The 25,698-nt window shown below is 72.0% G+C and carries 27 protein-coding genes; 7 read left to right on the top strand and 20 right to left on the bottom strand.

The features are described 5' to 3' along the window. The first annotated feature begins 2 nt into the window (after window positions 1-2). Complete coding sequence (locus M3C17_RS06665; protein WP_259976849.1) at window positions 3-947, top strand: NADP-dependent oxidoreductase; 945 nt, start codon at window positions 3-5, stop codon at window positions 945-947. 24 nt (window positions 948-971) lie between these two features. On the opposite strand, the gene M3C17_RS06660 is transcribed toward M3C17_RS06665, so the two are convergent. The 8 genes from M3C17_RS06660 to M3C17_RS06625 are packed head-to-tail and all read right to left on the bottom strand — an operon-like array spanning window position 972 to window position 9,885. Further along, the gene (locus M3C17_RS06660; protein WP_259976848.1) at window positions 972-1,580 is read right to left on the bottom strand and encodes an alkylhydroperoxidase domain protein; all 609 of its coding nucleotides are present in this window, start codon (window positions 1,578-1,580) and stop codon (window positions 972-974) included. Then, window positions 1,577-2,251, bottom strand: a complete 675-nt coding sequence (locus M3C17_RS06655; RefSeq protein WP_259976847.1) for a CMD domain protein — start codon at window positions 2,249-2,251, stop codon at window positions 1,577-1,579. Before M3C17_RS06655 ends, M3C17_RS06660 begins: the two co-directional genes overlap by 4 nt. Next, the gene (locus M3C17_RS06650) at window positions 2,248-3,285 is read right to left on the bottom strand and encodes a putative FMN-dependent luciferase-like monooxygenase (protein WP_259976846.1); all 1,038 of its coding nucleotides are present in this window, start codon (window positions 3,283-3,285) and stop codon (window positions 2,248-2,250) included. Before M3C17_RS06650 ends, M3C17_RS06655 begins: the two co-directional genes overlap by 4 nt. Then, window positions 3,282-4,898 (bottom strand): ABC transporter ATP-binding protein, encoded by a 1,617-nt coding sequence (locus M3C17_RS06645; RefSeq protein ID WP_259976845.1) that lies wholly within the window; start codon window positions 4,896-4,898, stop codon window positions 3,282-3,284. The genes M3C17_RS06650 and M3C17_RS06645 overlap by 4 nt, the downstream gene beginning before the upstream one ends. Continuing rightward, window positions 4,895-5,839, bottom strand: a complete 945-nt coding sequence (locus M3C17_RS06640; protein WP_259976844.1) for an ABC transporter permease — start codon at window positions 5,837-5,839, stop codon at window positions 4,895-4,897. The genes M3C17_RS06645 and M3C17_RS06640 overlap by 4 nt, the downstream gene beginning before the upstream one ends. Next, window positions 5,836-6,801 carry an ABC transporter permease gene (locus M3C17_RS06635; RefSeq protein WP_259976843.1) on the bottom strand — a complete coding sequence of 322 codons (966 nt, stop codon included), beginning with the start codon at window positions 6,799-6,801 and terminating at the stop codon, window positions 5,836-5,838. Before M3C17_RS06635 ends, M3C17_RS06640 begins: the two co-directional genes overlap by 4 nt. 16 nt (window positions 6,802-6,817) lie before the next feature. Further along, a complete protein-coding gene (locus tag M3C17_RS06630) occupies window positions 6,818-8,452 on the bottom strand; it encodes a TIGR04028 family ABC transporter substrate-binding protein (protein WP_259976842.1) in 1,635 nt (544 codons plus the stop codon). A gap of 38 nt (window positions 8,453-8,490) precedes the next feature. Next, window positions 8,491-9,885 (bottom strand): NtaA/DmoA family FMN-dependent monooxygenase, encoded by a 1,395-nt coding sequence (locus M3C17_RS06625; RefSeq protein WP_259976841.1) that lies wholly within the window; start codon window positions 9,883-9,885, stop codon window positions 8,491-8,493. Between the two features lie 105 nt (window positions 9,886-9,990). Here M3C17_RS06625 and M3C17_RS06620 point away from each other — a divergent pair, with 105 nt between their 5' ends. Both M3C17_RS06620 and M3C17_RS06615 read left to right on the top strand, forming a co-directional pair. Then, on the top strand, window positions 9,991-10,986 hold the full coding sequence (locus M3C17_RS06620; RefSeq protein WP_259976840.1) for a Gfo/Idh/MocA family protein: 996 nt from the start codon (window positions 9,991-9,993) through the stop codon (window positions 10,984-10,986). Further along, entirely contained in the window at window positions 10,979-11,947 is a 969-nt protein-coding gene (locus M3C17_RS06615) for an NYN domain-containing protein (RefSeq protein ID WP_259976839.1), read from the top strand. The genes M3C17_RS06620 and M3C17_RS06615 overlap by 8 nt, the downstream gene beginning before the upstream one ends. Window positions 11,948-11,959: 12 nt before the next feature. On the opposite strand, the gene M3C17_RS06610 is transcribed toward M3C17_RS06615, so the two are convergent. The 7 genes from M3C17_RS06610 to M3C17_RS06580 all read right to left on the bottom strand — a co-directional run bounded on the left by M3C17_RS06610 (window position 11,960) and on the right by M3C17_RS06580 (window position 20,116). Further along, a complete protein-coding gene (locus tag M3C17_RS06610) occupies window positions 11,960-12,967 on the bottom strand; it encodes a sugar phosphate isomerase/epimerase (protein ID WP_259976838.1) in 1,008 nt (335 codons plus the stop codon). A 67-nt stretch (window positions 12,968-13,034) separates the two neighbouring features. Further along, window positions 13,035-13,886, bottom strand: a complete 852-nt coding sequence (locus M3C17_RS06605) for a sugar phosphate isomerase/epimerase (RefSeq protein ID WP_259976854.1) — start codon at window positions 13,884-13,886, stop codon at window positions 13,035-13,037. Between the two features lie 75 nt (window positions 13,887-13,961). Beyond that, window positions 13,962-15,170: a substrate-binding domain-containing protein gene (locus tag M3C17_RS06600; protein WP_259976837.1), complete on the bottom strand. Its 1,209-nt coding sequence runs from the start codon at window positions 15,168-15,170 to the stop codon at window positions 13,962-13,964. A gap of 2 nt (window positions 15,171-15,172) precedes the next feature. After that, on the bottom strand, window positions 15,173-16,240 hold the full coding sequence (locus M3C17_RS06595) for an ABC transporter permease (RefSeq protein WP_259976836.1): 1,068 nt from the start codon (window positions 16,238-16,240) through the stop codon (window positions 15,173-15,175). Further along, window positions 16,237-17,442, bottom strand: a complete 1,206-nt coding sequence (locus M3C17_RS06590) for an ABC transporter permease (RefSeq protein ID WP_259976835.1) — start codon at window positions 17,440-17,442, stop codon at window positions 16,237-16,239. Before M3C17_RS06590 ends, M3C17_RS06595 begins: the two co-directional genes overlap by 4 nt. Next, window positions 17,439-19,010 (bottom strand): sugar ABC transporter ATP-binding protein, encoded by a 1,572-nt coding sequence (locus M3C17_RS06585; protein WP_259976834.1) that lies wholly within the window; start codon window positions 19,008-19,010, stop codon window positions 17,439-17,441. The genes M3C17_RS06590 and M3C17_RS06585 overlap by 4 nt, the downstream gene beginning before the upstream one ends. After that, window positions 19,007-20,116: a Gfo/Idh/MocA family protein gene (locus M3C17_RS06580; RefSeq protein WP_259976833.1), complete on the bottom strand. Its 1,110-nt coding sequence runs from the start codon at window positions 20,114-20,116 to the stop codon at window positions 19,007-19,009. Before M3C17_RS06580 ends, M3C17_RS06585 begins: the two co-directional genes overlap by 4 nt. A gap of 113 nt (window positions 20,117-20,229) precedes the next feature. On the opposite strand from M3C17_RS06580, the gene M3C17_RS06575 reads away from it, so the two are divergent. Next, window positions 20,230-21,447, top strand: a complete 1,218-nt coding sequence (locus tag M3C17_RS06575) for an ROK family transcriptional regulator (RefSeq protein ID WP_259976832.1) — start codon at window positions 20,230-20,232, stop codon at window positions 21,445-21,447. Here the strand turns inward: M3C17_RS06575 and M3C17_RS06570 are convergent. Genes M3C17_RS06570 through M3C17_RS06555 form a run of 4 tightly spaced genes read right to left on the bottom strand, consistent with a single transcriptional unit; the run spans window position 21,356 to window position 23,917 of the window. After that, window positions 21,356-22,267, bottom strand: coding sequence for a DUF1214 domain-containing protein (locus tag M3C17_RS06570; protein WP_259976831.1), 912 nt, complete (start codon window positions 22,265-22,267; stop codon window positions 21,356-21,358). The two genes, M3C17_RS06575 and M3C17_RS06570, sit on opposite strands and share 92 nt — an antisense overlap. A 34-nt stretch (window positions 22,268-22,301) precedes the next feature. Further along, entirely contained in the window at window positions 22,302-22,685 is a 384-nt protein-coding gene (locus M3C17_RS06565; protein WP_259976830.1) for a PLD nuclease N-terminal domain-containing protein, read from the bottom strand. Window positions 22,686-22,723: 38 nt separating this feature from the next. Beyond that, window positions 22,724-23,650 (bottom strand): aldo/keto reductase family oxidoreductase, encoded by a 927-nt coding sequence (locus M3C17_RS06560; RefSeq protein WP_259976829.1) that lies wholly within the window; start codon window positions 23,648-23,650, stop codon window positions 22,724-22,726. 36 nt (window positions 23,651-23,686) lie between these two features. Further along, on the bottom strand, window positions 23,687-23,917 hold the full coding sequence (locus M3C17_RS06555; protein WP_259976828.1) for a helix-turn-helix transcriptional regulator: 231 nt from the start codon (window positions 23,915-23,917) through the stop codon (window positions 23,687-23,689). Window positions 23,918-24,011: 94 nt separating this feature from the next. On the opposite strand from M3C17_RS06555, the gene M3C17_RS06550 reads away from it, so the two are divergent. The 3 genes from M3C17_RS06550 to M3C17_RS06540 are packed head-to-tail and all read left to right on the top strand — an operon-like array spanning window position 24,012 to window position 25,433. Continuing rightward, window positions 24,012-24,383 carry a helix-turn-helix domain-containing protein gene (locus M3C17_RS06550; RefSeq protein WP_259976827.1) on the top strand — a complete coding sequence of 124 codons (372 nt, stop codon included), beginning with the start codon at window positions 24,012-24,014 and terminating at the stop codon, window positions 24,381-24,383. Window positions 24,384-24,402: 19 nt separating this feature from the next. Then, window positions 24,403-24,798, top strand: coding sequence for an ImmA/IrrE family metallo-endopeptidase (locus M3C17_RS06545; RefSeq protein WP_259976826.1), 396 nt, complete (start codon window positions 24,403-24,405; stop codon window positions 24,796-24,798). A gap of 32 nt (window positions 24,799-24,830) precedes the next feature. Beyond that, the gene (locus M3C17_RS06540; protein ID WP_259976825.1) at window positions 24,831-25,433 is read left to right on the top strand and encodes a GNAT family N-acetyltransferase; all 603 of its coding nucleotides are present in this window, start codon (window positions 24,831-24,833) and stop codon (window positions 25,431-25,433) included. 28 nt (window positions 25,434-25,461) lie between these two features. On the opposite strand, the gene M3C17_RS06535 is transcribed toward M3C17_RS06540, so the two are convergent. Continuing rightward, the gene (locus M3C17_RS06535) at window positions 25,462-25,668 is read right to left on the bottom strand and encodes a hypothetical protein (protein WP_025105563.1); all 207 of its coding nucleotides are present in this window, start codon (window positions 25,666-25,668) and stop codon (window positions 25,462-25,464) included. Window positions 25,669-25,698: the final 30 nt, after the last annotated feature.

Raw genomic sequence — 25,698 nt, 5'->3', positions numbered from 1 at the left:
CCATGGCCAGCGCGATCGTCTACACCGAGTTCGGCTCCCCCGACGTCCTGCACCTGATGGAGGTCCCCGACCCCGTCGCCGTCCGCGGCGAGGTCGTGGTGCGGATCGAGGCGGCGGGCGCGAACCCCATCGATGCGAAGCTCCGCAGCGGCAAGCGCCCCTCTCCGCCGATCACCGAGCCGCGTCCGGTCGGGTTCGACGGCGCCGGAGTGGTCGAGGTGCTCGGCGAGGGCGTCGAGGGTCTCGCCGTGGGCGACAGGGTGGCGATCCGCGATGCGGTGGGCACGTATGCCTCCGCCCTGGCCGTGGAGGCCGAGAAGCTCGTGCGGCTGCCCGATGCGGTGACCGCCGCCGAGGGTGCCGCGATCGGGATCCCCGCCGGCACGGCCTACCAGGCCCTGCGGTCGCTCGACGTGCAGGCGGGCGACGTGCTCCTCGTTCACGGCGGCTCCGGCTCGGTCGGCCAGGCCGCTGTCCAGTTCGCTGTCGCCGGGGGCGCCACGGTGATCGCCACCGCGAGTCCGGCCAGGCACGACCAGCTGCGCGAGCTCGGCGCGATCCCCGTGGCCTACGGCGACGGGCTGCTCGAGCGCGTGCGCGACGCCGCCCCCGCTCCGGTCACCGTGACCCTCGACTGCGCAGGCACGGACGAGGCGATCCAGACCTCCCTCGCGCTGGTGGCCGACCGCGACCGCATCGCCACGATCGTGCGCGGCCCCGACGCCGCCGACTTCGGCATCCGCGCCTTCTCGGGCGGATCACCGGTGCCGCTCACCGCGCAGGAGCTGGAATGGCGCGCCGAGGCGCTGCAGAAGACCGTCGACCTGCTGGCCGCCGGCGACTTCACGATCGAGCTCGGCCCCCAGCTGCCCCTCGCCGAGGCGGCGCGGGCCCACGAGCTCATGGAGTCCGGCGCCGCCTCCGGCAAGATCACCCTCCTCCCCTGACCGCGCGGGCCCGGGCGGCCAGTGTCAGGCGGGGGCGACGGGGCGGCCGAGCGACAGCATCAGCCGGTTCGCCCAGTTGAAGAACGCGGCACCGTGGATGACGTCCGCGATCTCCAGGTCGTCCAGACCGGCCGCGCGCAACCGTGCCACGTGTGCGTGCCCGAAGGCGCTCGGCGTGTCCGTGAGCGCCACGGCCGCCGCGACGATCGCGTTCCACCGCTCGCCGAGGTCGGCGTCCACTCCCTCGTCGAGCAGGCGGTCGACGTCGTCCGTGCGCGAGCTGTGATGCGCCGCGAACCGGGAGTGCACCGAGGCGCAGAACACGCAGCCGTTCCGGCGCGAGGCCGCGGTCGCCGCGAGCTCGCGATCGGCACGCGGCAGCCCCTCCGCCGCGTTGAAGAAGATGTCCTTGTCGACCAGGGTGCGCGCCCGCAGCACCTCAGGGTCGCGCGCGAGGAGGCGGAAGTACTCGTTCCTGGCCCGCGACGGCTCGACCAGTCCGTCGCGGTGACGCGGGGTCAGCTCGTCCTCCGCGAGCGGCGCGAGGTGCGGGGTCCAGCCGACCTGTTCGCGGGTGAAGGCGTGCGGGTGGGCGGCGTCGTCGTGGCGGAGCACGGCCTCGGGGGCGCTCATGCGGCGACCTCCTCGGCGCCCGATGCACCCGTCGGCGCGTTGTCGTCCGCGAGCCCCGCGGCGTCGAGCACGCGCAGCCCGGAGACCACGCGCTGCTGGAACGCGAGGAACGACACCAGCTGCGACAGCGTCACGATGCCGTCGGGCGACCAGCCGGCGTCGAGCAGCCGTCCGAGGTCGGCGCCGGATGCCTCCCGCGGTCGCAGCACGAGCAGGTGGGCGTGGGCGAGCGCTGCCGCCAGCCGTTCGCCGAGCGCGGCGGTGGCCCCGTCGCCCGGGGTGTACCGCGGCCCGTCCGTGCTCTCGTCGTGCAGGCCGAGCTCGCGGTAGGCGCCGAAGGGACCGGGAGTCGTGGCGGTCTCGGCCTCCGCGAGCACCGCCGCAGCCCGCACCGGATCCGCCTTCCGCGCACGGTCGGCGTAGAACGCGGCGGTGGGGTCGCCTGCGACCGTGGGGTCGCCTGCGGCGGCGGAGTCGCCCGGGGCGGTGAGCGCGGTGGCGAAGGCCGCGACGAGCTCGCGCTCGGCCTGCGAGACATGCTGCACCGAGACCGGACGGAAGAGGGCGTCGAAGCTCGCCTGGAGCTGTTCGCGGGTGACCGGTCGGCGGCGGCGCAGCGCCTCCAGCGCCGGCGTCACCCCGGCGATCAGGTCGACGGTGTCGGTGGTCATGCGTTCTCCTTGAGGGTGTCGGTGGTGGTGGGTGCGAGGGCATACCCGAGGGCGGGCGCCACCGCGGTCGCGAACAGCTCGATCGACCGCAGCACGTGCTCGTGCGGGGCGTCGACCGAGTGCACCTGGAAGGCCACCTCGGTCGCGCGGGTCAGCGTGGTGTCGGCGGCGAGCGAGGCCGCCACGTCCTCCGGTGTGCCCAGGTGCGTGTCGAGTGCGGCGATCAGCTCGGGCAGGGTGTCTCCGGGGATGGTCTGCCCCTGGCGCCGGAACCCCTCGGCCGCCCGGCGCAGCCCGACCTCGGCGAAGCGCAGCGCCTCCGCGCGGTCGTCCGCGACGAACACCGTGCGCGACGCCGTGATGCGCGGCGGCACTCCGGGCGGCAGCGCCTCCAGGTACGCGTCGATGAGGGGGTCCTGCAGCGCGGAGAGCGGCGCGTGCAGGCGTTCGGCCGGACGCGGTTGTGTGCGCGACAGCAGCAGTCCGTGGCCGTGCACGCCCGCCCGATGACCGCCGGGCGCGGAGAAGGTGGCCTGCCACAGCCGCTCCGCGAGGCTCCCGGCATCCGGATACAGAGTGTTGCCTGCGCCGACGTCGCGCCCGTGCAGCGCGTCGAGCAGCGTGGCGAGCTTGCGGTCGTACGTCAGCGCCTTGTCGCGCACGTCCTGCCCGAACGGCGGGAACGACGACGGCGTGCCCCCGCTGCCGAGCCCCAGGTCGAGCCGTCCGCCAGTGAGGAGGTCGGCGACCACCGCATCCTCGGCGACGCGCACCGGGTCCTCGATCGGCAGCGTGATGACGCCCGTGCCGAGCCGGATCCTCTCGGTGCGCGCGGCGGCGTGGGCGAGGAAGACCAGCGGCGAGGGCAGCCCGCCCTCCGCGGCGCGGAAGTGGTGCTGGGCGACCCAGGCACGACCGATGCCGTGGCGCTCGGCGTGCTGCAGCTGTTCCACCGCGAGCGCGTACCGGTCGGCCGGAGCGGCGTCGTCGAGCAGCCGGGTGAAGAACGCGGTGGTGGGGCGTGCAGTGGTCATGCGGTGATCCCGATCTGTCCTGGCACGGCGGCGAGCAGCTCCCTGGTGACCGCGTGCTGCGGATCGTGGAAGAGCTCGTCGGTCGGCCCCTCCTCGACGATGCGGCCGCGGTGCAGGACCGAGACCGTGTGGCTGAGGCGTCGCACCACCGCGAGGTCGTGCGAGATGAACAGGTAGGTCAGGGCGAGCTCGGCCTGCAGCGAGGCGAGCAGGTCGAGGATGCGCGCCTGCACCGTCACGTCGAGGGCGGAGACGGCCTCGTCGAGCACGACGATCTCGGGCTCCAGGGCGAGGGCGCGCGCGATCGCGACGCGCTGCCGCTGCCCGCCGGAGAGCTCGTGCGGACGGCGTCGGGCCAGCTCCGCGGGCAATGCCACGCGGTCGAGCAGGGCGACCGCGCGCTCGCGGCGCTCGGCCCTGGAGCCGATCCGGAAGTTGTGCAGCGGCTCCGCCACGATGTCGGCGATCTGCTGGCGCGGGTCGAGGGAGGCGAACGGGTTCTGCGAGACGAGCTGGATGCGTCGCCGGAGGGCTCGCAGCGCGGCACCGTCGACGGTGGTCACGTCCTCCCCGGCGAGCGCGATCGTCCCGGCGTCCGGGCGCAGGAACCGGGTCACGAGTCGCGCTGTCGTGGACTTGCCGGATCCGGACTCCCCCACGAGGGCGTGAGTGGTGCCTCTCCGCACCCGGAATGACACGTCGTCGACGGCCCGGAAGCGCTCGCGACCGGCGACGCGGAACTCCTTCACGAGCCCGTCCGCCACGATCACGAAGGGGTTCTCCGCGGCGACCGCGGCCGCATCGCGCAGGAACGGCGGGGCCTCAGGGCGACGGAACCCGGTCGCGAACGCCGGGGCGTCGGCGAGCAGCCGCCGCGTGTACGGGTCGACGGGGTCGGCGAGCACCGCCGCGCTCGGCCCGTGCTCCACCACGCGGCCGTCCTTGAGCACGGCGATCCGCGTGGCACGGTCGGCGGCGACGCCGAGGTCGTGTGTGACGAGCAGGATGCTGGTGCCGTCCTCGCGCTGGAGTTCGTCGAGGAGGTTCAGCACGCGCTTCTGCACCGTGGCGTCCAGGGCACTGGTGGGCTCGTCCGCGATGAGCAGCCGCGGCCGGAGGGCGATCGCGGTGGCGATGAGCACACGCTGCCGCATGCCGCCGGACAGCTCGTGCGGGTACTGGCGGGCCCGCAGGGAGGGGTCGTCGATGCCCACGCGATCCAGCAGCTCCAGGACCCGCGCACGCCGCGCCCGACGGTCGCGATGGCCGTGCAGCCGCAGGACCTCCGCCACCTGCACGCCCACCGGTCGCACGGGGTCGAGCGAGGTCGTCGGGTCCTGGGGCACCAGGCCGACCTCCGGGCCACGGATGCCGCGCAGCGCGCGGTCCGACCATCCCGAGATGTCGAGTCCGCCGAGCAGGACCCGGCCGCCGGTCACGCGGCCGCCCTCCGGGAGCAGCCCGAGCAGGGCGTGCGCCGTGGTCGACTTGCCCGACCCGGACTCGCCGACCAGCGCGAGGGTCTCTCCCTCGCCGATCTCGAACGAGACGTCGTGCACGACCTCGGTCTCCCCGTAGGAGACGCGCAGGTCGGCGGCGGTCAGCACGCTCATCTCGTGCTCCTTCCGATGCGGTGGCTGAGGCGGTTGGCGCTGAGCACCACGGCGACGACGACGAGGCCGGGAAGTGCGGTCAGCCACCACGCCGTCGCGGTGTAGTTCCGGCCCTCGGCGATCAGCAGGCCCCACTCCGGCGTGGGCGGCGGCGCGCCGTAGCCGAGGAAGCCCAGTGTGGAGATCGCCAGGATCGCGGTGCCGAACTGGAGGGCGGCGAGCGCGACGATGGGCGTGAGGGAGTTCGGCAGCACGTGTCGGCGCAGCACCGCGAGGAACGTCGCACCGCTGCCGAAGGCGGCCTCGACGTACTCGGTGCGGCGCACGCGCGCCACCTCTGCGCGCATGAGCCGAGCGAACGCCGCGACGCTGCCGAGCCCGACGGCGATCGCCGCGTTCACCGTGCCGAATCCGAGCAGGATGATGACGGACAGCGAGAGCAGCAGACCCGGGATCGCCAGCAGCACGTCGACGACCCGCATCAGCACGTCGTCGACGACGCCCCCGACGGCGCCGGCGATCGCGCCGAGCAGCGTGCCGAGCGCGAGCCCGACGGTCACCGCGATCAGCGCGCCGGAGAGCGAGTGCACGGCGCCGTGCACGACCCGGCCGAACAGATCGCGGCCGAGGGCGTCCGTGCCGAACCAGTGCGCGGCGCCGGGCGGCAGGAGCTTGTCCGCCGGCACGCCGGACAGCGGGTCCCCCGGCGCGAAGACGCCGGGGAGGAGTGCCCACAGCACGGCGACGGCGATCACGGCCACCGCGAGGGACAGGCCCCACGGGCGACCGCGGCGCCCCCGGCGTCGCGGCGGAAGAGCGGGCGGCACGGCGGGCGCAGACGCGGCGACAGGCGAAGGCGGGGACGGAGGTGCGGATGCGGGCGCGGAAGCGGTGTCGTCCGTCGCCGCGAGGGCAGGCGTGGACGGGGCGGGAGCGGTCATGCGGTCGCCTCCTGGAGCGTGCGGCGGGTCGGCGTGCGCACGGTGCGCTGCCGCGGGTCGATGAGCGGAGTGGCGATGTCGACCGCGAGGCTGATCAGCACGAAGCCGAGCGCCGACAGCAGCACCACGCCCTGCAGGACCGGGATGTCCTGGTTCGCGACGGCCTGCTCCGTCAGTCTCCCGATGCCGGTGCGGCCGAACACGGTCTCGGTCACGACCGCGCCTCCCACGAGCTCCCCGAACAGCACGCCGGCGATCGTGAGCGTCGGCACGGCGGCGTTCCTGGCCACCGAGCGGGTCAGCACCCAGACGGGCGGGGCGCCCTTGGCGCGGACGACCGTGACGAAGGGCTGCGCCTGCACTCGGTCGATCGAGCGCACCAGCACCTGCGCGAGCGGCGCCGAGATCGGCACGGCCAGCGTGAGCACGGGCAGGATCAGCCCGGACACGGGGTCGGCGCCGACGATGGGCACCCAGCCGAGGCCGAACGAGAACACCTGGATGAGCAGGATGCCGAGCCAGAAGACCGGCACCGCGACGAAGAGACCAGGCACCTGGCGCAGCCCGTCGCGCAGCCAGGCGAACGGGGCGAGCGCTGACAGCCCGGCGATCAGCACTGCAAGCACCAAGGCCACGACGAGTCCGAGCGACGCGAGCAGCAGCGTCGCGGGCAGCGCCTCGGCCAGCATCGTCAGCACCGGAGTGCCGAACTGCGTCGAGTACCCGAAGTCGCCCGCGAGGAAGCCGAGCCCGGCGTGCAGGTACTGCTGCCACCAAGGCAGGTCCGCCCCGTAGGTCGCGCGGATGTCGTCCAGCTGCTCCGGCGACAGCCCGAGGCTCGGGTCGGAGAACTTGATGAGGATCGCGTCGCCCGGAAGCAGCTGCAGCAGGAAGAAGGTGGCCGTGAAGGCCGCGACCAGCACGATCGCGGCCTGCCCGGCTCGTCGGAGCACGAAGGTCATCGGGTCACCGGTGCCCTCAGTGCTCCGCGAGCCAGACGCCGGAGAACGTCGGGCGTCCGACGGACTCGAACGCGACGCCGTGGACGGAGGTCGCGACCCCGTACACCTGCGGCTCCTCGAACAGCGGGATCACGTACGCCTGCTCGGCGATGTAGTCCTGCACGGCCTGCGAGGCGGCGATGCGCTTCTCGGCGTCGGGCTCGGACGCCACGGCGAGCAGCAGCTCGTCGAGGGTCGCGTCCTGCGAGATCAGCACGTCGCGGTTCTTCGTGAAGTACTGGCTCTTGATGACATCGAGGTCCGCGCGGCCGACCATGGAGTGGTAGAGCCCCGTCTTCAGCGGGTCCCTGGTGTCCTCGGCATAGGAGCCCGCGTCGCCCGGCTTCACCGTCAGCTCCACGCCGACCGCCGCCAGCTGCTGGGCGATGAGCTCCAGCGTCTGCTTCGACAGCGGCTGCGGCTTCGCCTCGTACACCGTGAGGGCGAGGCGCTCGCCGTCCTTCTCGCGGATGCCGTCGGCGCCGGGCGTCCAGCCGGCGTCCTCGAGCAGCTGCTCCGCCTTCTCGGGGTCGTGCGCGTAGTACGCGGACTCGTCCTTGTACCCGACGGCCTGGGACGACAGCACGGAGGTGGCGACCGGGTAGTTCTCCGTGAAGAGGGTGTCGACGACCTCCTGCGCATCCACGGCCGCGATGAGAGCCTGCCGCACGCGGATGTCCGCCAGCAGCGGGTTGTCGGGGCGCAGCGCGATCGAGTTGTTCACTCCGCGCGTCTGCGGCGCGTACAGCGTGAAGCCGGCGCCCTCCACGCGGTCCTCGTCGAACGCCTGCACGTAGCGCACGTAGTCGGCCTGCCCGGCGAGTAGCGAGCCGATGCGGACGGAGTCCTCCGGCGTGACGAGGACGTGCACGGCGTCGAGGTACGCACGACCGTCGTTGTCCGCGCTCTCGGGCGCCCAGTCGTAGTCCGCGCGTGCCGTGAGCGTGTACTCCGTGCCGAGCTTCTCGTCCGTGACGGTGAAGGGACCGGAGCCGATGATCTCCTCGGCGTTGCCCGCGCCGAAGTCCTCGATGGTGCCGTCGAGGGTTTCGGGCGACAGGAGCCCGCTGTTGATGGTCGAGGTCGCCTGCAGGAATCCCGGCGAGGGCGCCGTGAAGCGGAAGGTCACCGTGTCCTCGTCGACCACCTCGCTCCTCGCGTAGTTGTTGATGGCCTCCGAGACGGTCAGCCCGCGGTCCGCGTCGCCGAGACCGTACGTGTCGAAGTTCTTGGCGACCGCCGCCGCGTCGACGGGCGTGCCGTCGGAGAAGGTGACGCCGGGCTGCAGGTCGAACGTGTACGCGGTGGCGTCGTCGTTCACGGTCCACGCGGACGCGATCCACGGCTCGATCTCCAGCGTCTCCGGGTTCTGCCAGGTGAGGCGGGCGGTGATGTTGTTCACGATGCCGCCGTTGGGGTAGAAGCCGGCCTGCGGCGGGTACAGGTTCGTGTACGCCTGGTGCTCGAGGTAGGTGAGCGTGCCCCCGGCGACGGGGTCACCGCTGTCGGAGGGAGTGTTGCCCGGGGCCGGGGAGGTCGCGCACGCGGCGAGACTCCCCGCCAGGACGAGCGGGACGGCGACGGCGGCGGTGCGGATGAGGCGGCGGTTCATGCGGAGGTCTCCTCGGTCAGGGATTCGGGCTGGGGTTTTCAGGCGCCGACACGCGACGACACGCGGAGGCGGTCGCGAAGGGTCGGCGGGCGACCGTCGGCGTCGGCCTCGGGCGGCGGGGCGAGCAGCCCCCGGCGACGGAGCTCCGGGACGGCGAGCCGCGTGAAAGCCTCGAACTGCGCGGGCTGGAAGGCGGAGAGCACGTTGAAGCCGTCCGCGGCGCCCTCGTCGCGCCAGGTCTCGACGTGGTCGGTGATGGCGCGGGCGTCGCCGACCACGAAGGCCGCGGGGACGGCGTGGGCGGCGACCAGGTGCCGCCAGGTGAGCGGCACCCCGGTCGCGGAGCCGACCCCGGCGATCGTGCGCACGCGGTCGATGAGCACTGCTCCGCGCTCCCCCAGCCGCAGGGCCTCGGCCGGACGGACCGGAGCGTCGAACGAGGACAGCCGCAGCGGGTCGTCGATGGCCACGTCGAAGGCATCCGCGAGAGCGGCGACCGTGCGGTTCGCGGGGAAGCCCGGGCGCGTCGCCTGATGCCCCTCCGCGAGCGGGACCAGGGCGAGCAGCCGCTCCACGATCCGGTGCGCCTCGGCGTCGGTGTCGGCGACGACGGGAAGCACGGGCGCGATCACCCGGAGCTCCTCCGGCGAGCGGCCTGCCTCGACTGCGATCTCGTGCAGCGTGCGGCGCGTGGCGATGGCGTCGTCCAGGGTCGGCGCCGCGATCAGGGCCAGGTCCGCCACCGTGGCCGCGAGCCTCCGCGACCGCGGTGAGGTGCCGGCGTGCACGAGCGGGAGGCGACCCTGGGGCGGGCGCGCGACGTTGAGCGGACCGGACACCCGCACGTGCGCACCGTCGAGGTCCGCGGCGTGCAGTCCGTCCGGGTCGATCAGCACCCCGCGCGCGGCGTCGGCGATCCAGGCGTCCTCGTCCCACGAGTCCCACAGCCGGCGCAGGGCCTCGACGAACTCCTCGGCCCTGTCGTACCTGGTCTCGGTGTCGGCGTGGGCGCCGCGACCGTGGTTGCCTGCCGCACGCGGCTCGGCGCCGGTGACGAGATTCACGCCCGCGCGCCCTCCCGACAGCAGGTCCAGCGAGGCGAGCGCCCTGGCGGTGGCATAGGGATCGGCGTAGGTGGTGTTGACCGTCGCGATGAGGCCGATCCGCGACGTCACCCCCGCGAGGTACAGCACGGCGCTCAGGGGGTCGATGCGGGCGAGCAGGTACGGGTCACGGAATTCCAGGTCGGGTCCGGTGGCGAGCCAGTCGCCGAAGAAGAGGTAGTCCAGCCCCGCGTCCTCCCCCTCGCGGGCGATGTGCCGCAGGATCTCGGCGTCGCGCGCGGGGTCGCGGTGGGCGCCGGGCTGTCGCCAGCCCGACGGGTGGGCGCCGAGCGTGCGCACCATGGCGCCGATCACGAGGGTCTCCGTCATGTCCGTCACGGTAGGAGCGCACGGGCGCCGCGGCCATGGCGGCGATGCCGGGTGTCATGCGACGTCACACGGCGACATATCCACCCCACCCTCTACGCTGAGACCATGACTGGTCTTCGTTGGGGAATCCTCGCGACCGGCGGCATCGCCGGCGCGTTCGCATCCGACCTGCGCACGGCGGGCCTCGAACTGGTCGCGGTGGGGTCGCGCTCGCAGGAGTCCGCCGACGCGTTCGCCGCGCGGTTCGACATCCCGCACGCCCATCCCTCGTACGAGGCGCTCGTGGCTGACCCCGACGTCGACATCGTGTACGTCTCCACCCCGCACCCGATGCACCACGCGAACGCCCGTCTGGCGCTGGAGCACGGCAAGCACGTGCTGATCGAGAAGGCGTTCACGCTGACGCAGGCCGAGGCCGCCGATCTGCAGGCGCTGGCAGCCGAGCGCGGCCTGTTGGTGACCGAGGCGATGTGGACGCGGTATCTGCCGCACATGGTGCGCATCCGCGAGCTGATCGCGGAGGGCGCACTGGGCGAGATCCGCGCTGTGAGCGCCGACCACACGCAGCTGCTGTCCACCGATCCGGACCATCGCCTGAACGCGCTCGAGCTGGGCGGCGGCGCCCTGCTCGACCTCGGCATCTACCCGATCTCCTTCATCTGGGACATCCTGGGCGCCCCGACGAGCATCCGCGCGGTCGGCCGACTGGTCGAGACCGGCGCCGACTCCGAGGTGGCGACCGTGATGACGCACGAGGGCGGTGCCATCTCCACCAGCCTCTCCTCCTCGCGCGGCGCCGGCCCGAACGCGGCCAGCATCGTGGGCACGGCCGCCCGCATCGACATCGACCGCGTCTGGTACGCCCCCACCACGTTCCGCCTGGTCCTGCCGGACGGCACGGTGCAGGAGGAGTACGTGACCGACATCGAGGGCCGCGGCATGCAGTTCGAGGCCCTGGCGGCCGAGCGCCTCGTGGCCGCGGGCACCCTGGAGGGCGACATCCTGCCGATCGCCGAGACCGTGGCGATCATGGGCGCCCTCGACGAGATCCGCGCGCAGATCGGCGTGCGCTACCCCGGCGAGGAGGACGCACGTGGCTGAGACGACCGACGCCCGCGTGGCGGTGTACCTCGACTTCGACAACATCGTCATCTCCTGGTACGACCGCGTGCACGGCCGCAACTCGTACGGCAAGGACCGCCAGCGCATCACCGAGAACCCGAACGACCCCGAGGTCGCCGAGCGGTTGAGCAGCGCCATGATCGAGGTGGGCGCGATCATCGACTACGCGGCCTCGTTCGGCACGCTCGTGCTCACGAGGGCCTACGCCGACTGGTCGTCTCCCGTGAACGCCGAGTACCGCTCGCAGCTCGTGGCCCGCGCGGTCGACCTCGTGCAGCTCTTCCCCGCGGCGGCCTACGCCAAGAACGGCGCCGACATCCGCCTCGCCGTCGACGCGGTGGAGGACATGTTCCGGCTGCCCGACCTCACGCACGTGGTGATCGTGGCGGGCGACAGCGACTACGTGCCGCTCGCGCAGCGGTGCAAGCGCCTCGGCCGCTACGTGATCGGGGTGGGCGTCGCCGGCTCCACCGCGAAGTCCCTCGCCGCCGCGTGCGACGAGTTCGAGTCGTACGACTCGCTGCCAGGCGTCGCCCGCCCGGCCAAGCCCGCTCCGGCCACGACGGCTGCTCCGGTGACCGCCGCCGCTCCCGCCGCGGAGTCCGTGGCGGACACGGCCGCGAAGCCGAAGACGGCCCCGAAGCGCGCGAAGTCCAAGGCCAAGGCGGAGGAGCCGAAGGTCGAGGAGCAGAAGGTGGACGACCAGGGCGAGGCCACGCGTCTGCTGGAGCGTGCGCTGCGGCTCGGCCACGACAAGGCGGACGCGGACGAGTGGCTGCACAGCTCCGCCGTGAAGACCCACATGCGCCGGATGGACCCGTCCTTCAGCGAGAAGGCGCTGGGCTACCGCTCGTTCTCCGACTTCCTCAAGTCGCGCGACGACATCGCGGAGCTCGAGGAGACGGGGCACGAGCGGCTCGTCCGGCTCCGCGAGCCGTGAGGTCGACGCGCGTCACTGGTTGCTGAACGCGGCGTCGAACGACGCGGCAGGCGGCGGCCACAGCAGCGACCGCACGAACGCGAGCGCCTGGGGTGCGCCGTGCAGACGGTCCATGCCCGCGTCCTCCCACTCGATCGAGATGGGGCCCCGGTAGCCGATCGCGTCGAGCGCGCGGAAGGCGTCCTCCCACGGCACGTCGCCGTGACCCGTCGAGACGAAATCCCAGCCGCGCCGCGGGTCGCCCCACGGCAGGTGCGAGCCGAGCACTCCCGCCCTGCCGTTGCGCGGACGCATCCGGGTGTCCTTGCAGTCGACGTGGTAGATGCGATCCGCGAAGTCGACGATGAAACCGACCGGGTCGATGTTCTGCCACATCATGTGCGAGGGGTCCCAGTTGAACCCGAACGCCTCCCGGTGGTCGATCGCGTCCAGGGCGCGCACGCTCGACCAGTAGTCGTAGGCGATCTCCCCCGGGTGCACCTCGTGGGCGAAGCGCACGCCCTCGGCGTCGAACACGTCCAGGATCGGGTTCCACCGGTCGGCGAAGTCCTGGAACCCTGCCTCGATCACCGCGGCGGGCACGGGCGGGAACATCGCCACGAACGGCCAGATGGACGAACCGGTGAAGCCGACCACCGTGTCGACGCCGAGCTTGCGCGCCACGCGCGCCGCGCGCTTCATGTCCTCCGCCGCGCGCTGCCGCACGCCCTCCGCGGCGCCGTCCCCCCAGACGGACGGGCGCAGGATCGCCTGGTGGCGGAAGTCGATCGGGTCGTCGCACACCGCCTGCCCCGCGAGGTGGTTCGAGATCGCGAAGACCTGAAGCCCGTGCCGGTCGAGGATCTCCCGCCGCGACGCGACGTAGGCGTCGTCCTCGTCGGCGCGGAGCAGGTCGAGGTGGTCCCCCGAGGCGGCGATCTCCAGGCCGTCGTACCCCCAGTCGGCCGCGAGCCGCGCGACCTCCTCGAACGGCAGGTCGGCCCATTGGCCCGTGAACAGGGTGACCGGGTGAGTGCTCATGGATGCTCCTTCGGGGCGGGTGTGCGGGGGCGGGTGTGCGGGGGCGGCGGGCGGGTGTGCGGACGGGTCAGGTGCCGAGGGCGCGGAGGGCGGCGATGCTGCGGGCGGCCAGCTCGTCCTGGCTCGCGGCGAGCGGGCGCCACACGGAGGCGGCGACCGCGATGGTGGCGTTCTCGCCCGTGAAGCTCTCCAGGCCGAGCACGCCGCGGTAGCCGACGTCGTCGAGGGCCTGCAGCAACGCGGGCCAGTCGGTGTGGTCGTCGCCCACGGCCCCGCGGTCGCTGCCGCAGACCTGCACGTGCGCGATGGCGGCTCCGGCCGCACGCACCGCCTCCGCGGGCCGCTTCTCCTCGATGTTGAGGTGATACGTGTCGAGCGCGAGCCCCACGCCCGCGCCCAGCAGCGGGTCGAGCGCATCCAGGCTCTGCTCCACGGTGTTCAGCAGGCTCGTCTCATACCTGTTGAGGGGTTCGACGGCCAGGATCAGTCCGGTCTCCGCCGCCGTGTCCGCCAGGGGCGCGAGGTTCTCCCGCAGCTCCGACACGGCGGCGGTGCGCTCGTCGGCGTCCATCCGCCAGGTCACGCCGGTCGGGGTGTAGAACGGCCCGGCCACCACCGGGGCGCGCAGGGTGACGGCAGCGTCGAGACACGCCCGCAGGTACTCCTGCGTGGCCGGCACGTCGCCGGCGCGGGCGAGCAGCGACCGCCCGGGCCCCATGGCCCCGACGACGACCGCGCCGAGCCCGAGCTCGTCGAGCAGCTCCCTGGCGCGACCGGGGTCCCAGTCGCCGGGGCTCTCCAGCGGCAGCTCCAGCGCGTCGTACCCGAGCGCCGCGGCCTTCCGGGCGAGCGGCTCGAGCGTCGCATCGGTGAGCGGTGACGTCCACACCCAGGTGTTGACGGCGATCGTGCGGGGCATCATCGTCCTTCGATCGGGAAGACGCTCCCACCCTCCCACCCCGCGGGTGCGGAGCGGAAGGGCGGGAGCCTCGGGTCACGGGATCTGGCGCTCCTGCCACACGGTCGGATACCCGGGCAGGTCCTCGCCGCCGAACTTGGCGTAGTGGCCGTCCGGCATGCCGTCGTTGGCCTCGAGGTACTGGTCCAGCTCGGCCTCGGTGATCGGCTTCTGCGGGAGCACCCACTCCTTCGGCACCTCCTGGCCCGCGAAGATCATCTGCGCCGCGAGCAACGGGGTGCGCCACTGGAAGTTCGAGTAGACCGGTGCGAGACCCGTGAGACCGGTGTCCTTCCACTTGCGCAGGAAGCTCATCTCGTCCTCGCCGGTCATCACCGGGTAGTCGGCGCCGGCGTCCTCGAACGCCTCGATCGCGGCCACGGCGCCGTCGCCGGCGTCCATCCAGATGCCGTGCACGTCGCCCTTGGCGAGCTCGTCGCTGATGATGCTCTTGATCTCGGCGGGGTCCGCGCCCGTGAAGTAGTCCACGGCCTCGATGCCGGCCTCGTCGAACAGCTTCTCGGCGCCGGCCCAGCGGTGCTCCAGCACGTCGACCCCGGGGAGGATGCGCAGTGCCACGACCTTGTCTCCCTCCTCCAGGTTGTCGATCAGGAACTCGGCCGTGTCGATGCCCCAGGCGAAACCGCCGATCGGGTGGATGAACGTGACGGGGCAGTCGGTGTTCACGCCGCGGTCGAACACCACGACGGGCTTGCCCGTCTCGCATGCGCGCTCCACGGCGGGCGTCATCGCCGCGGTGCTGTTGGGCGAGATGAGGAACACGTCGCAGCCGCCCTCGGCGATGAAGTAGTCGATGTCGGCGATCTGCGTGTCGTCGGAGTCCTGCGCGTCGCGCGTCTCCATCTCACTGATCGCTCCGGCCTCCTGCAGCACCTTCAGCTGCTCGTTCATCGTGATCCACCCGGTCTGGCGCCACGGGTTGGAGATCGAGGCGTTCGCGAAGCAGGCCTTCTTGGCCCCGCTGCTGGCGTACTCCGCCGTGTCCACCATCTCCGCGTTGATGTGCTGGAGGTAGGGCTGGTCGGCCGGTCCCTGCGGCTCGACCCCGCGCTCCTCATCCTGCTTGTCGAAGAGCTCCTGGTCGAACCACTCGGTCGTCTCGGCGGACTCCTCCGGATTCTCCGACTCGGCCGGCGCCACCGACGGGTCGGTCGTGCACCCGGCGAGCGCGATGAGGCCGAAGAGGGCCACCCCTGCGGTGGCGATCTTCATCGATCGTCGCATTGCTAATCTCCTCTGGTTTCTGTGTGGATGGTGCTGGTCTGTGCGGCCGCGGCGCCGGTCGGCGTGCGCGCATCCGCGGGGTCCGCCGGCGTCTGCGCGACCTGCGGTGCGCGGCGCCGTCGAGCCCGGAAGGCGACAGCCGAGTAGGCGACCGCGGCGATGATGATGACGCCCTGCACGGCGTCGCGCAGCGTCGACGGGACTCCTGCGATGTTCAGCAGCATGAAGAGCGCTTCGAGCGTGAAGGCGCCGGCGACGGCCCCGACGATCCAGCCGCGCCCTCCGCCCAGCACGACACCGCCGAGCACGACCGCGGTGATCGCGGTGAACTCGTAACCGCGTCCGACCGAGGGGTGCACGCCCGCGTAGCCGACGAGCAGCACGGCCGAGAGCGTCGCGGACAGCGACGAGATGACGAAAGCGCGGGTGGTGACCCAGGCACGGCGGGCTCCCGCGTAGTCCACCGCCCTGGCGTTGTCGCCCACCGCGATGAGCGTCTTGCCGAGCGGGCGCTTCGTGACCCAGATGCCGAGCGCGAGCCAGGCGATCAGCAGCAGCACGGCCCACGGGATGAACTCGAGCAGCGGCACGTCCCGGAAGCCGCCGCGGCCGATCTCGCGGAAGCTGTCCGCGGGGTTCCCGGTCGCCGCTCCCCCGGTCCACCACATGACGCCGCCCAGCAGGGCCAGCATCATGCCGAGCGTGACGATGAACGACGGCACTTTGAGCAGCGTGGTCAACACGCCGTTCACGAGGCCGACCGCCACGGCGAACACCACCATGAGCAGCAGTACGGGGATCGTGCGGGAGTCGTCCTGTCCGACGAGGTTGCCCGCGATGATGACCTGCGCCGTGATGAGCGAGCCCTGCGACAGGTCGAACTCCCCCGCGATGATCACGAAGTACTGGCCGATCGCCACGATCGCGATGGGGGCGACGCGCTGCAGGAACCGCATGAACTGTCCTGGATCGGCGAAGCTCGGGTTGAGGACCGTGACGGCGACGAGCAGCACCACGAGCAGCAGGAACACGGCTCCCCGCGGACTCACCAGGGTACGCAGCGCGTTCATGGGCGGCCTCCTTCCGTCGTGGCGGCGGTATCGGCCGACGTATCCGCGGCGGGGGTGTCCACGGCCGCGATGTCGGCGGCGGTATGGGCGGTATGGGTGGTGGGGCTGTCGACGGCGGCGACGTCGGCCGCAGGGTCGGCCAGCTGGGTGGCAGCGGCGGCCATGTCGGCATCAGCGGCCCTGGCGGCGTCGTCTCCACTCGTGCGCGTGCCGCCGGGGCCGAAGCGCGGGCGGCGGCGGACGATCGCCCTGCGGCTGTAGACCGCCACGGCCGCGACGATCACGATGCCGCGCACGACGTCCTTCAGGAACGGATTGACCTGCATGACGCTCATGACGTTGTCCACCACCGCGAGGATCGCGACGCCGCCGATCGTGCCCCACAGGGAGCCGCGGCCGCCGAGCAGGAGCGTGCCGCCGAGCACCACCGCGGCGATCGACAGCAGCGCGTACCCGCCCTGCTGTCCGACGGTCGGGCTGCCGACGCCGAGCCTGCTGGCGAGCAGCAGCCCCGCGAGTCCGGCGAACACCGAGCACAGCACGTGCGCCCAGATCAGCGGCATGCGGGTGCGGACGCCGCTGAGCCGCGCGATCTCGGGGTCGCCGCCGACCGCATACAGGTGCGCGCCCGTGCGGGTGCGGTTCAGCAGCACCCACACCAGCACGGCGAGCACGATCATGATGAGGGTGGACACCGGGACAGGGCCGACACCGGTGGCGCCGATCAGCTGGAACGCCCAGGGCACGCTGCCCGCGGACCCTTCGAAGTTGGTGTTGAGGATGCCCTGCAGGATCAGGCCGACGCCAAGCGTGGCGATGAAGCCGTTGACCTTGAGCACGGTGACGATGAGACCGTTGAGCAGTCCGATGCCGGCGCACACGAGCAGCGTCACGAGGACCGCGACCGGGATGTTGCCTGGATTGCCGTTCATGATCGTGGCCGCCAGCAGGCTGGACAGGCTGATCACATACGTGACGGACAAGTCGAGCGAGGCACCGAGGACGACGAGGGTCTGCCCGATGGCCACGAGCCCCAGCACGCTCATGCCGGTCAGGATGTCGCGGATGTTGCCGGCGCTGAGGAAGTTGCGGCCGACGGTGGCCACGAGGATCGCGCCGACCACGAGGGTCAGCAGCAGGATGCCGAGCACGATGACGGTCGAGTCGACGCGGAACCGTGATCCGGCGCGCAGGCGGTTCATCGCGCGCCTCCCTCATCGACGCCACCGGCGCGCGGAGCGCGACCGCCGTCCGGTACGCGGGTCTCGCCGTGCGCGCCGGCGGTCGCCCCGGTCGCCGCGCCGAGGATCTCGTGCTCGGCCGACCCGGCGGGCAGCTCCGCGACGAGCTCGCCATCGTGCATCACGAGGATGCGGTCGCTCATGCCGATGACCTCCGGCAGCTCGCTGGACACCATGAGCACGGCCTTCCCCTGCGCCGCGAGCTCGCGCATCAGCTGGTACACCGCGTACTTGGCGCCGACGTCGATCCCTCGCGTCGGCTCGTCGAACAGCACCACATGAGGCTGGGTGAGCAGCCACTTGGCGAGCACGACCTTCTGCTGGTTGCCGCCGGAGAGGAAGCGCACCTCCTGGTCCAGCCCGCGGGAGGAGACCTCCAAGGCGCTCAGCACACCGGGCACCTCTCGCCGCGACACGGCCGTGCGACCGGCGAACACGCTGCGCACCACGAGCAGGGCGTTGTCGAGGATCGACTGCCCGAGCGCGAGGCCCTGCGCCTTGCGGTCCTCCGACACGAGCGCGAGACCCGCGCGCACGGCAGCCCTCGGGCCGGTGATGCGGACGGGGGCTCCGTCGATGCGCAGCTCGCCGCGGGTGAACGCCTGGATGCCGAACACGCCCTCGACGAGCTCCGTGCGACCCGAGCCCTGGAGCCCGGCGACGCCGACGATCTCCCCGGCGCGGAGCGTCAGCGACACCCCGTCGACGTAGGCGTTGCCGCAGCGGTCGAGCTCGAGCCGCGGGGCGCCCACGGCAGTGCCCGCGAGCCGGTCGGGGAAGTACGACTGGATGGAACGGCCGACCATGCGCCGCACGAGCTCGTCGGTGGTGAGCGCTGCGGTCTCGTCCGTCGAGACCAGGGCGCCGTCCTTGAGGATCGTGATGCGATCGCACAGGTCGAAGATCTCCTTGAGCCGGTGCGACACGTAGATCACGGCGACTCCGCGCGCGGTGAGGCGCCGGATGATCGCGTAGAGCAGCTCGACCTCGCGGTCGCTGAGCGCCGCGGTGGGCTCGTCCATCGAGATGACCTGCGCGTCGAAGGACAGGGCCTTCACGATCTCGACGATCTGCTGCTCCGCGACGGTGAGCGAGCCGACCCTGGCCTGCGGGTCGATGAAGGTCACCCCGAGATCCGTGAGCAGCTCCGCCGTGCGCGCGTTCATGCCGCGGAGGTCCACGAGCCCCCGTCGCCGCGGCTCGCGTCCGAGGTAGACGTTCTGGGCGACGGTGCGCTCGGGGAGCAGCGTGAACTCCTGGAACACCGTGACGATGCCGGCGTCCATGGCCTGGCGCGGATGCGCGTGGTGCACCTCCTCGCCCCGGTAGGTGATGGCCCCCTCGTCGGCGGGCTGCACGCCCGCGATGATCTTCATGAGGGTCGACTTGCCCGCACCGTTCTCCCCGACCAGTCCGTGCACTTCGCCGGGCCGCACGTCGAAGTCGACGCCGCGCAGCACCTCGACGCCGAAGAACGACTTGCGGATGCCCGTCGCGGCGAGCACGGGCGCGGTCGTGGTCGCGGTCATGCCGTCACCTCCACCCATCGTCCGCCGTGCGCGGCCGAGTCGAGCACGGCCTCGGTGAGCACCGCGGCGCGATGCCCGTCGGCGAACGTGGGCATCCCGTCCGGTGCCGCACCGGCCATGGCGGCGTACACGTCGGCGACGAAGCCGTTGAAGGCGTCCTGGTAGCCCATGGCGTGGCCGGCCGGCACCCGCTGCAGCCGCACGGAGGCGGCGTCGGCGGTCGCGGGGTCCCTCAGCAGCAGTCGCGACTCCTCGCGCATCCCCACCCACAGCTCCTCCGGCCGCTCCTGCTCGAAGCGCAGGCTCTGCTGCGAGCCGTGCAGCTCGAGCGTCAGCGCGTTCTTGCGTCCAGGGGCCATCTGCGAGATGAGCAGGGTGCCCAGGGCGCCGGAGTCCGTCTCGATGAGCACGGCCACGATGTCCTCGGTGTCGACAGCGTGTCCTGCGCGCTCGGGGTGCACGCGGCGCGTGCGGGCGCTGAGCGCGTGGATCCGCTCGCCCGTCACGAACTCGATGAGGTCGCACAGGTGCGAGCCGATGTCGGCGAAGGCGCGGGAGGCGCCGCCGGAGGCCGACCGCACGCGCCAGTCGTCGTCGGTGGGCAGCAGCATCCAGTCCTGCAGGTACGAGCAGTCCAGCGTCAGCAGTTCGCCGACCTCGCCGCGTGCGACGCGGGCCCTGGCCTCCCGCACCATGGGGTGATAGCGGTATACGAACGGCACCGCCGCGATGCGACCGCTCTGCGCGGCCTGTTCGGCGAGTGCGGCGGCGTCGGCCGCCGAGGTCGCGAGCGGCTTCTCGCAGACGACGTGCTTGCCTGCGGCGAGTGCCCGCCGTGCGAGCTCGGCGTGCGTGGCGTTCGGGGTGCAGATGTGCACGACGTCGATGTCCGCGGCATCGAGGAGGGCGTCGGCGTCGCTCTCGGCGCGCTCGGCTCCCAGCGCGTGGGCCGCGTCTCTGGCCCCCTGCAGGGACCGGGTGGCGATGGCCCGCAGCTCGGCGCCGGCGTCGCGGGCCGCTGAGCGGTGGACGCGGGCCATGAAGCCCCCGCCGAGGATCCCGGTTCGGATCGTTCCGAGCCCGGTGTCTGTGACATCCGTTGTCATGTCGGGGAGTCTGACACACTCGAGACCACTTTTGCTAGTGCCTCGTCAAAAGATGCGTGGATCGAATTCGAAGTCCACGGCTCTGCCGTCGAATGCTGTGGTTTACTGACGCCATGGTTGACGTGCTGAAGCCGATCGTGACGCCCGCCCCCGGCACCGGCGAGATCTTCCAGATCCTCCGCGACGGCCAGGCGCGCACGAAGGCCGAGCTGGCGGCGCTGACGGGCCTGGCCCGCTCCACGGTCGCGCTCCGCGTGGACGCTCTGCTTGCCGCCGGTCTGCTCCGCCCCGCGGGAGAGGCCGCCTCGACCGGCGGCCGCCCGCCGGCTCGGGTCGCGTTCAACCCCCGGGCCGGCCTCGTCCTGGCCGTGGACCTGGGCGCCACGCATGCGACGGTCGCTGTCGCCGATCTCGCCGGAGTGATCCTCGATGTCAGGACCCGCACGATCGACATCGGCGATGGCCCGAAGCGTCTGCTCGACTCGATCCTGGCCGACGGCACCGATCTGCTCGCCGCCGCCTCCGGAGGTCTCCCGCTCCTCGGGGTCGGCATCGGCGTGCCCGGCCCCGTGGAGCACTCCACCGGCCGCCCCACCAACCCGCCCATCATGCCCGGCTGGGATCGGTTCGACGTGCCCGGCTACGTGCAGCGCACCTTCGACGTGCCCGTGCTGGTCGACAACGACGTGAACATCCTGGCGCTCGGAGAGCAGGCCACCAGCTGGCCGCACGTCGACGACCTCATCTTCGTGAAGGTCTCCACCGGCATCGGCGCCGGCATCATCGCGGGCGGCCATCTGCAGCGTGGCGCGCAGGGCTCCGCGGGAGACATGGGGCACGTGCAGGTGCCGATCGGCGCCGGGTCGGTGCGCGAGCCGGGAGACGAGCGCGATCTGGAGGCGCTGGCGAGCGGGTCGGCGCTCGCGATAGCGCTGCGCGCCGAAGGCCACGACGTGCAGGGCGCGTCCGACGTGGTCGACCTCGTGCGCGCCGGCAACGCGACGGCGATCGAGGCGACGCGGCAGGCCGGGCGCGACGTCGGCGAGGTGCTGGCCTCGGTGGTGAACCTGCTCAACCCCTCCATCATCGTGCTGGGCGGGAGCATCGCGCGCGCCGGAGAGCACCTGCTGGCGGGGGTGCGCGAGGTCGTCTACCGTCGGTCCATCCCGCTCGCCACGCAGCACCTGGCGATCGTCCAGTCGCAGGCCGGCGACCGTGCGGCGGTGCTCGGCGCCGCGATCATGGTCGCTCGCGAGGTGCTCTCCCCCGCGAGCGTCGAGCGCGCGGTGGCCGCGAAGACCGCGAGAGCCGGCGAGGGCGCCGGTGCGTGAGCAACCCGGTCATCCCGCAGACGGCTGCAGGCAGGGAAGGTCCAGGCGCCGTCGAGGATCTCGGGACGTGGACGGTACAGCCGCACCAGATAGTTCCATCCGTCGGTGATCGGGAGCACGTTCGGCAGCCCGTCGGGTGGTCGCCGAAGCGGACCGTGATGGATCCGTCCTCATCGCGTACACCGGTGATGCTGTTGATCGTGTAAGCGCCACGCTCGTTCGGCTCGAAGTACCCCTCCGCGTTGTACACCGAGATCGACCAGAAGCCGTCGACGGGCACGTCCCGCACGGTCAGCTCGTAACGCCCGCGGGGCAGGCGCGGATCGACGCCGATGTAGCTCGCCTCGAAGGAGGGGAGCCCGCCCCAGCCCGCCGCCGTCCCGATCAGATGCCGCACCGGGTCAACCTGCTCGGCCGAGCCGAACATGCGGTCGAAGCCATGCAGGTTCCGCGCCAGCGCCAGCAGCGCCTGGCGGGTCTCATCCAGCGTGGTCGTGTCGTAGTCCGGCATCGCGAACGGCTCGGCGGCGACGGCGTCGAGGCTGATCGCGTCCTGCAGCGCGGCGACCGCGTCGATGTCGGCGGCATCGGCGGGGTCGACGAGCGTGCGCACCGCCAGCACGACGTAGGGCGTGCCGAACTGCTCGAGGGTGAGCCGGTGCTCGCCGGCATCGTGGAAGATGGCGTTCACGTAGTGGTGTTCGTTCACGACCATCGCCGACAGGTAGCGCTCCCCGTGCTCGGGGATGGTGAAGCTCGCCCCCTGGCTGATGTCGACCACGGCGAAGCTGTAGAGCGTGTCACGGTTCAGCCGGATCACGGTCTGCTTGTCGATCGCCGCGGGCGCGCGAGGGCTAGGCGTTCGGCGTCGCGTCGTCGCCCGGCTCGCGCCGCCGCCGCTCGATCTCCTCGCGGAGCCGCCACTCCTCGATCTCGCGGTCCAGGTCGGCGATCTGCTGCTCGGTGGTCCTGGTGTCGACCGGCGGCGCCGGGCGCACGTCGACCACGGGCGTGCGCGGACGCTCCGCGCGGCGCATGCTCGGGATCGGGATGCCGCCGTCCCCGTACTCGCGGCCGATCGCGAACCACAGCAGACTGCCGACGAGCGGCAGCAGGATCACGATGATGATCCACACCATCTTGGGCAGATGCTTCACCTGCGCGTCATCGCGCGTGATGATGTCGATCAGCGCACCGATCATCAGCGCGATGACGAGCATGGAGAACAGGAACGGCATGGCTTCAGGGTAGACGACGGGCGACGGGGCCGAGCCGGCTAGGGAACCAGGTGGCCGGCGGCGCGGAACAGCTCGTACCATTCCGCTCTGGTGAGGACGATGTCGGCTCCCGCGGCCGCGTCGCGCACGCGCTGCGGGGTCGTCGTCCCCAGCACGACCTGCATTCCTGCGGGGTGCCGCGTGATCCAGGCCGTCGCGATCGCGAGCGCGGTCACGCCGTGCGCGGCGGCGAGCCGGTCGATCACCGCGTTGAGCTCCCCGTACTCGGGGTTGTCGAGGAACACGCCGCCCCCGAAGCCGCTCTGGAACGGCGACCAGGCCTGCACGGTGATGCCGTTGATCCGGCAGTAGTCGACGATGCCGCCGTCGCGGTCGATGCTCTGGTCGTGACCGGCCATGTTGGCGGCGACGGGCTGCGCGATGATCGGCGCGTGCGTCAGGGACAGCTGCAGCTGGTTCGCCACGAGCGGCTGGCGGACGGCGGTGCGCAGGAGATCGATCTGCCGTGGGGTGTGGTTCGAGACGCCGAAGGCCCTGACCTTCCCGGCCGCCTCCAGGTGGTCGAAGGCACGCGCGACCTCGTCCGGCTCCACGAGGGCGTCGGGGCGATGCAGCAGCAGCACGTCGATGCGGTCCGTGCGGAGGGCGGCGAGCGACCCCTCGACCTGCCCGACGATGTGCTCGAAGGAGAAGTCGAACATCCCCTGCGCGGGCACGATCCCGCATTTCGTCTGCAGCACGATCTCGTCACGCTCGGCAGAGCTGAGACGCAGGGCGTCGGCGAACCGCGCCTCGCAGTGATGCATGGACCCGCCGTAGATGTCGGCGTGGTCGAAGAAGTCGATGCCCGACTCCCTGGCCGCGGCATAGAGCTCGCGCACCTGCTCGTCATCCTTCGCATCGATGCGCATCATGCCGGCGATGACGGCGGGGGCGGTGGCGGATCCGAACGGCACTGTCTTCATAGCGCCCACGCTACTCCGCCGCCTGCTCCGCGCGCCTCAGAGGTCTTCCGCGGGCGAGCAGGGAAGAAGGGTCGTGACTGCGACATCGAGGGCCTCGGCGATCCGAGCGAGATCGACCATCGTGAAGTCGGCCTGCTCCCGCATCAGCCCGTCGAGCGTCTCGACCGGGAGCCCGGAGCGGTCGGCGAGCCAGCCGAGTGACACTCCGGCGTGAAGACGGGCGGCTTCCACCGAAGCTGCCACCAGATGACGCAGTTCTGTCCCCATACGCATACGCTACTCCCACGCACAGACACTCACGGCGTCCCGCACCACCGATATGACGGCATCCTGACGTCGGGGCGCTGCTAGGGTGAGTCGGATGAGGACACCTGCCGAGCAGTTCAACGCTGCCGTCGGTCGCCAGCTGCGCGCGGAGATCGCGGCCGCCCGGAGCAGCATCGCCGCCATGGCCCGCAGCATCGGCATCGCCCGCAGTGCTCTCGACAACTACGTCACCGGCAAGCGCGCCATCCCCGTGCCCGTGGTCTATGCGGTGTGCGCGACTCTCGGCCTCGAACCGCACGTGCTCATCTCCCGCGCTGAGGAGCGCCTCGACGCCGACGGCGCATCGGCGACCGTCACGCCGATCCGCCGATCCCCCGATGTCGCCGCCCCACGCGAAGATACCCGCGAGGTCGCCTTCGACTCGCCGACACCGCACAGCGCCGATACCGACGACCTCTACGACTAGCCGCCGGGGAGGGAGGACCGTGCAGCAGCTCCTCCGTCTCGCCGACCAGCTCGAGCTGCGCGTCGTCGAACGCGCCGGACGTACCCGCGGCGGCTTCGATCCTGTCGCCGGCACCATCCGACTCGCGCCAGGCATGAGCCGGCGCACCGCCCGCAGCGTGCTCGCCCACGAGCTCGGCCACGCGCAGCTCGGCCACCATCCCACGGCTCTCGCGTCCGCCCGCGCGCGGCAGGAGCGCCGCGCTGACGAGTGGGCCGCGCGCCGACTGATCACCCCCGCGGCCTACGCGGAGGCCGAGGCGGCGCGCGGAACCCACCTCGCGAGCCTCGCCTTCGAGCTCGACGTCACGATCGAGCTGGTGGCGGCGTTCCAGCGGCTGCTGCGTCAGGATCCAGGACCGCGCGCGGCGGCGTGATCCGCTCGACGACACACTGCTTGAATGGGCGCATGGCTTTCCTCGTCCCGCCGTCCCCCGTCACCCTCACCGGCGAACTCGTCGAACTGCGACCCCTCGACCGCTCGCACGTGGACGGACTCATCGACGCCGTCACCGAGGGAGACCTGTGGAAGACCGCGTGGTACACCTCGGTGCCGGCCCCGGACGGCGTCGCCGCCGAGGTCGACCGCCGGCTCGGTCTCGTCGAGAGCGGGGAGATGGTGCCCTTCACCGCCTTCGACGCCACGGGCCGCGTGCTGGGTCTCACCTCGTTCTACGACATCGTCGCCGACGTCCCCCGACTCCACATCGGGTACACGTGGAATCGCCCGTCCGCCCACGGCACCGGCACCAACGCGGAGTCGAAGCTGCTTCTCCTGCGTCACGCCTTCGAGATGCTCGGCGTCTTCCGCGTGGGTCTCACCACGCAGTGGGTCAACTTCCAGTCACGCTCGGCCATCGAACGCCTCGGTGCCAAGCAGGACGGGGTGATGCGCGCGATGAGCCGCTACCGCAACGGCGCCCTGCGCGACAGCGTCGAGTACTCGATCATCGAGCCGGAATGGCCGGCGGTGTGCGCCAACCTCGAGGCGCGACTGTCCCGCCGCCGGTGAGCGCGCGTCCGCGGACGCGCGCTCCTGCTCACTCGGTGGGGCTGCCGGTCCAGTTCTTGGAGCGGCGCGTCGCGGAGCCGCGCTGGCGCATGGCGAAGCCGAGAGCGAGCGACACGAGCAGGATGCCGCCGACGAAGGTCAGCGCGGCGAGCGTGTCCGGCATCTCATGCGCGATCCCCAGCAGCCAGAAGCCTCCGAGGAACATGATCATGAAGAAGAGGAAGCTGAGGATCACGGGATCTCCTGTCGTCGGTGCACTACCAGG

Origin of the sequence: Microbacterium sp. p3-SID336, assembly GCF_025143365.1 — a bacterium.
In the GTDB taxonomy this organism is placed as follows: Bacteria; Actinomycetota; Actinomycetes; order Actinomycetales; family Microbacteriaceae; genus Microbacterium.
This window is presented reverse-complemented; position numbering and strand designations above follow the sequence as displayed.

Coding starts and splice junctions, on each gene's coding strand:
- M3C17_RS06665 (WP_259976849.1), top strand. CDS start 3: ATGGCCAGCGCGATCGTCTACACCGAGTTCGGCTCCCCCGACGTCCTG.
- M3C17_RS06660 (WP_259976848.1), bottom strand. CDS start 1,580: ATGAGCGCCCCCGAGGCCGTGCTCCGCCACGACGACGCCGCCCACCCG.
- M3C17_RS06655 (WP_259976847.1), bottom strand. CDS start 2,251: ATGACCACCGACACCGTCGACCTGATCGCCGGGGTGACGCCGGCGCTG.
- M3C17_RS06650 (WP_259976846.1), bottom strand. CDS start 3,285: ATGACCACTGCACGCCCCACCACCGCGTTCTTCACCCGGCTGCTCGAC.
- M3C17_RS06645 (WP_259976845.1), bottom strand. CDS start 4,898: ATGAGCGTGCTGACCGCCGCCGACCTGCGCGTCTCCTACGGGGAGACC.
- M3C17_RS06640 (WP_259976844.1), bottom strand. CDS start 5,839: ATGACCGCTCCCGCCCCGTCCACGCCTGCCCTCGCGGCGACGGACGAC.
- M3C17_RS06635 (WP_259976843.1), bottom strand. CDS start 6,801: ATGACCTTCGTGCTCCGACGAGCCGGGCAGGCCGCGATCGTGCTGGTC.
- M3C17_RS06630 (WP_259976842.1), bottom strand. CDS start 8,452: ATGAACCGCCGCCTCATCCGCACCGCCGCCGTCGCCGTCCCGCTCGTC.
- M3C17_RS06625 (WP_259976841.1), bottom strand. CDS start 9,885: ATGACGGAGACCCTCGTGATCGGCGCCATGGTGCGCACGCTCGGCGCC.
- M3C17_RS06620 (WP_259976840.1), top strand. CDS start 9,991: ATGACTGGTCTTCGTTGGGGAATCCTCGCGACCGGCGGCATCGCCGGC.
- M3C17_RS06610 (WP_259976838.1), bottom strand. CDS start 12,967: ATGAGCACTCACCCGGTCACCCTGTTCACGGGCCAATGGGCCGACCTG.
- M3C17_RS06605 (WP_259976854.1), bottom strand. CDS start 13,886: ATGCCCCGCACGATCGCCGTCAACACCTGGGTGTGGACGTCACCGCTC.
- M3C17_RS06600 (WP_259976837.1), bottom strand. CDS start 15,170: ATGCGACGATCGATGAAGATCGCCACCGCAGGGGTGGCCCTCTTCGGC.
- M3C17_RS06595 (WP_259976836.1), bottom strand. CDS start 16,240: ATGAACGCGCTGCGTACCCTGGTGAGTCCGCGGGGAGCCGTGTTCCTG.
- M3C17_RS06590 (WP_259976835.1), bottom strand. CDS start 17,442: ATGAACCGCCTGCGCGCCGGATCACGGTTCCGCGTCGACTCGACCGTC.
- M3C17_RS06585 (WP_259976834.1), bottom strand. CDS start 19,010: ATGACCGCGACCACGACCGCGCCCGTGCTCGCCGCGACGGGCATCCGC.
- M3C17_RS06580 (WP_259976833.1), bottom strand. CDS start 20,116: ATGACAACGGATGTCACAGACACCGGGCTCGGAACGATCCGAACCGGG.
- M3C17_RS06575 (WP_259976832.1), top strand. CDS start 20,230: ATGGTTGACGTGCTGAAGCCGATCGTGACGCCCGCCCCCGGCACCGGC.
- M3C17_RS06565 (WP_259976830.1), bottom strand. CDS start 22,685: ATGCCGTTCCTGTTCTCCATGCTCGTCATCGCGCTGATGATCGGTGCG.
- M3C17_RS06560 (WP_259976829.1), bottom strand. CDS start 23,650: ATGAAGACAGTGCCGTTCGGATCCGCCACCGCCCCCGCCGTCATCGCC.
- M3C17_RS06555 (WP_259976828.1), bottom strand. CDS start 23,917: ATGGGGACAGAACTGCGTCATCTGGTGGCAGCTTCGGTGGAAGCCGCC.
- M3C17_RS06550 (WP_259976827.1), top strand. CDS start 24,012: ATGAGGACACCTGCCGAGCAGTTCAACGCTGCCGTCGGTCGCCAGCTG.
- M3C17_RS06540 (WP_259976825.1), top strand. CDS start 24,831: ATGGCTTTCCTCGTCCCGCCGTCCCCCGTCACCCTCACCGGCGAACTC.